Source organism: Rhodococcus sp. R1101 (assembly GCF_000278445.1).
GTDB classification, from domain to species: Bacteria; Actinomycetota; Actinomycetes; order Mycobacteriales; family Mycobacteriaceae; genus Rhodococcus; species Rhodococcus gordoniae.
Genome location: NZ_AJVB01000350.1, coordinates 1 through 4,076 on the forward strand (window position 1 = coordinate 1; position 4,076 = coordinate 4,076).

3 protein-coding genes and 1 pseudogene are annotated in these 4,076 nt (G+C 68.8%); 2 read left to right on the forward strand and 2 right to left on the reverse strand.

Annotated features, from left to right (window positions below; genetic code table 11):
* The coding region (locus R1101_RS0117560) for an FAD-dependent oxidoreductase (RefSeq protein ID WP_016934671.1) at positions 1-1,280 on the reverse strand (1,280 nt) is incomplete at its 3' end.
* Positions 1,281-1,444: 164 nt separating this feature from the next.
* Here R1101_RS0117560 and R1101_RS0117565 point away from each other — a divergent pair.
* Positions 1,445-2,257, forward strand: coding sequence for an acyl-[acyl-carrier-protein] thioesterase (locus R1101_RS0117565; RefSeq protein WP_016934672.1), 813 nt, complete (start codon positions 1,445-1,447; stop codon positions 2,255-2,257).
* Entirely contained in the window at positions 2,254-2,745 is a 492-nt protein-coding gene (locus tag R1101_RS0117570; protein WP_016934673.1) for a SixA phosphatase family protein, read from the forward strand. The genes R1101_RS0117565 and R1101_RS0117570 overlap by 4 nt, the downstream gene beginning before the upstream one ends.
* A 173-nt stretch (positions 2,746-2,918) precedes the next feature.
* Here R1101_RS0117570 and R1101_RS0117575 read toward each other — a convergent pair.
* Positions 2,919-4,076: pseudogene (locus R1101_RS0117575) on the reverse strand (DNA-directed RNA polymerase subunit beta'); the annotation flags it as partial.

Below are 4,076 nucleotides of genomic sequence, written 5' to 3' on the forward strand. Positions count from 1 at the left end.
GGCACGGGGACACCGCGATAGCCGATCGATCGGAGCACGAGCGTGGCGGGCAGGTCCTCGAACCGGCCGGTGGGGTGGGCCGCGAGGCGCCCACCGTGGTCGACGAGTTCGGTGCGTTCGACCCGCACGCCGGTCACGTGGTCGTCGCCGAGCAGTTCGCTCGGCGCAGCGAGATACCGGAAGACGATGCGGCGGTGGCCCGGGCGGACGGGGCGTCCGGCGTACTCGCGGGCGAGTCGCACACGCAGCGCGGTCGCCGGATCCTCCTCCACGGCCCCGGCACTCACCGCATCGAGTTCGAGGTCCTCCTCGTCGACGACGACGTCGACGCCCGTGACATCGCCGAGGGCGAGGAACTCCGGATTGCTGTACGCGGCCTGCGCCGGTCCGCGCCGCCCGAGCAGCACCACCTCACGGATGTTGCTCTTCCGCAGGGCCTTCAGCGCGTGATCGGCGATGTCGGTGCGCGCGAGTTCGTCGACGTCCATCGTGAGGATCCGCGCGACGTCGAGGGCCACGTTACCGTTCCCGATGATCACGGCTCGTTCGCCGGAAAGGTCGAAGGCGTGGCCGGCGTGGTCGGGGTGCCCGTTGTACCAGGCGACGAACTCGGTGGCGGCGTGGCTGCCGGGCAGATCCTCGCCCGCGATCCCGAGTCGGCGGTCGGACGACGCACCGGTCGCATAGATCACCGCGTGATGGTGGTCGAGCAGCTCCGCGTGGGTGATGTCGCGACCGATCTCGGTGGCGAGGTGGAGGGCGAACTCCTCGCGCCGGAACGACCGTTCGAACGATTCGGTGACGGCCTTGGTCCCCGGATGATCGGGAGCGACGCCGGCGCGCACGAGCCCGAAGGGGGTGGGGAGCCGGTCGAACATCTCGACCTCGACGTCGGACCGCTCGAGGAGTTCCTGGGCGGCGTAGCAGGCTGCGGGACCGGCGCCGACGATAGCGACCCGCAAGGTGCCGCGATCGCGCGGAGGCGCCGGGGTGGGCACGAGCGGTTGCCAGCCCTCCGGCATCGGATGGTTCTCGTACCAGGCCGCGTTGATCTCGGCGAACCGCGCCTGCGAGGGACGGAGCTTGTCGTCGGGCAGGATCGCCTCGACCGGGCACGCGTCGGCGCACGCACCGCAGTCGATGCAGGTCTGCGGGTCGATGTGCAGCATCTCGGCGGTGGCGAACTCGGGCTCGTCCGGTGAGGGATGGATGCAGTTCACGGGACAGACCGCGACGCAGCTCGCGTCGTTGCAGCAGGTCTGGGTGATCACGTAGGCCATGGGGGTCCTCGCCAGCCGGGCGGAGCGTCCGCGAAGTTCATGTAACGATGCGTAACAGTTAACACGACTGTAGCGGGAGTCACCGCACGTTCGCAAGAGAACCTGCGACCGCCCGGCGAAACTGCAAGAATCGCACGATCGGACATCCGACCCGGGGGGACCACATGGCCACGTCGACACCGACGACCGATCTGCCTCGGACCCTGCCGCTGACGCCGTTACCGGACGGCGCGGATCCCTATTCCACCGAGCGCACCGTCCGTACCGGCGACGTCGACACCGGCAAACGACTCCGGCTCGACGGCATCGCCCGTTATCTCCAGGACATCGGTACCGACAATCTCGCCGCAGTGGGGGCAGCCGCCACCGACCCGCTGTGGATCGTCCGGCGCACGGTCGTCGACGTGCACCGCCCCGCCGAATACGGCCGGACACTCCGGTTGCGCCGCTGGTGCGACGCGCTGTCGACGCGGTGGGCGAACGTGCGGGTCCGACTCGACGATCCCGGCGACATGCCCGGCGGTCCGCTGATCGAGACCGCGGCGTTCTGGATCGACATCGGCCCCACCACCGGCGCACCCACCCGGATCAGCGACAGCCTGTTCGAGCACATGTCCCGCTACGCGCAGGACACGCGCCTGAAGTGGAAGGCATGGCTGCCCGACCGCGCACCCGACGCGGTGGACGACGAACGCGACTTTCCGCTGCGCGCCACCGATCTCGACCCGTTCGGGCACGTCAACAACGCCGTCTACTGGCACGGCGTCGAGGAGGTCCTGACCCTGCGGCCCGAGATCCCGGAGGCACCGTACCGTGCGGTCATCGAGCATCTGCGTCCCGTGGCCGCCGGCGAGACCCTCACCCTGCGGACGACCCTGCGGGAGGACGGGCTGACGGTGTGGTTCACGGTCGCGGATCACACTCGCGCGGTCGCGTGGATCGGCCGGAATCCGGACGCTCTACGGTGGACTCCATGACCCGTACCCTGATCTTGCTGCGCCACGGCAAGTCCGCGTACCCGGACGATGTGGACGATCACGAGCGTCCCCTCTCCCCCCGCGGACGCCGCGAGGCCGGACTCGCCGGTCGCTGGATCCGGGCGAACCTGCCCGAGGTCGACGCCGTGCTGTGCTCCACCGCGACCCGTACGCGCAAGACACTCACCGAGGCAGCGGTGGAGGCTCCCGTGGAGTTCCGCGACAGCCTGTATCACGCCGATCCGAAGACCCTGGTCACCGAGATCCGGCGAACGGCCGACGACGTGCACACCCTGCTGGTCGTCGGGCACGAGCCGACGCTGTCCGCCACCGTCCTCGGGCTGATCACCGATCACGGCACCGACGCCGCCCATCAGGTCACCGAGAAGTTCCCCACCTCCGCGATCGCGGTACTCACCGTCAGCGGGTCGTGGGCCGAATTGTCGCGTGGCACGGCCGAACTCGTGGACTTCCACATTCCGCGCTGACGCGGTCCGGCCGACGCCGTCGGCACGCCGTACAGGCACGTCCTCACCGTTTCCCGTATCCGGGCCGACGGCCCGCGGGAACACCGCGCGATGCACGCGCCGAGAAGAAACGACGAAGGTCCCGCCCCCGAAGAGAAGAGGGCGGGACCTTCGTCGTCTACTACGGCAGCGAACTACCGGTAGTCGTTGGAGTAACCGTAATCGTCCAGCGGCACTGCAGCACCGGTGTTCTGGCCGAAGCCGTCCGGCGAGTAGTACTGGTCGTCGTACGCCGGGATGGCGTACGCGGCCGCGCGGGCCTCCTCGGTCGGCTGGACCTCGATGTTCCGGTACTTGTTGATACCGGTACCGGCGGGGATCAGCTTGCCGATGATCACGTTCTCCTTGAGACCGATCAGCTTGTCCGAGCGGCAGTTGATCGCCGCATCGGTCAGCACTCGAGTGGTCTCCTGGAAGGACGCCGCCGACAGCCACGAGTCGGTGGCCAGCGAGGCCTTCGTGATGCCCATGAGGACCGGACGGCCGGCAGCCGGCTCGCCACCCTCCTGGACCACACGACGGTTCGCAGCCTCGAACTCGCTGCGCTCGACGAGCGAACCGGGCAGGAACTCCGTCGAGCCCGAATCGATGATCGTCACGCGACGCAGCATCTGGCGCACGATGACCTCGATGTGCTTGTCGTGGATCGACACGCCCTGGCTCCGGTAGACCTCCTGGACCTCGTGGACCAGGTGGACCTGAACCTGACGCGGGCCCATCACGCGCAGCACCTCGTGCGGATCGGCAGAGCCCTCGAGCAGCTGCTGACCGACCTCCACGTGGTCGCCGTCCGAGAGAACGCCCTCGGTGCCGTCGGCCTTGCGGATGACGTGCAGACGCTGACGCTTGGACAGCTTGTCGTACACGACCTCCTCGCCACCGTCGTCGGGGACGATCGTGATCTTGTAGAAGCGATCGTCGTCCTCGAGACGGATACGGCCGGAGACGTCGGCGATCGGGGCCTTGCCCTTCGGGACGCGGGCCTCGAACAGCTCCTGGACACGCGGCAGACCACCGGTGATGTCCTCACCGACGCCACCCTGGTGGAAGGTACGCATCGTCAGCTGCGTACCGGGCTCACCGATCGACTGGGCTGCGACGATACCGACGGCCTCGCCGATGTCGACGAGCTTGCCCGTCGCCATCGAACGGCCGTAGCAGGTCGCGCACACGCCGGTGCCGGTGTCGCAGGTCAGGACCGAGCGGACCTTGACCTTCTGGATGCCGGCCTCGAGCAGCGCCTCGATCGCCGGGTCGCCGAGGTCGGAACCACGCTCGACGACGACGTTGCC